1 pseudogene is annotated in these 236 nt (G+C 47.9%); it reads left to right on the top strand.

From position 1 onward, the window contains the following. Positions 1-236: pseudogene (locus tag NLF92_RS13795) on the top strand (PAS domain-containing sensor histidine kinase); the annotation flags it as partial.

Raw genomic sequence — 236 nt, 5'->3', positions numbered from 1 at the left:
AGAGCTAGAGAGTCAGGTTAACGATATGCTGCTTTTTGCAAAATCGGGTGAAGAGCAGGTGGTAAGCAACATTACTTTAAGCGAGCTTCTTACTTCAGTAGAAGGCAGCGCCCAAACAATGACAGTGCAGGCGCATCAAACATTGGGGTTTTGTGGGTTTGAACAAGAGGTGGCGATAACCGGCAACCTTACTGCACTGCAAGCTGCGCTATTGAACCTTATTCACAACGCCAGCC

Origin of the sequence: Opacimonas viscosa, from assembly GCF_024199005.1 — a bacterium.
GTDB classification, from domain to species: Bacteria; Pseudomonadota; Gammaproteobacteria; order Enterobacterales; family Alteromonadaceae; genus Opacimonas; species Opacimonas viscosa.
This window is presented reverse-complemented; position numbering and strand designations above follow the sequence as displayed.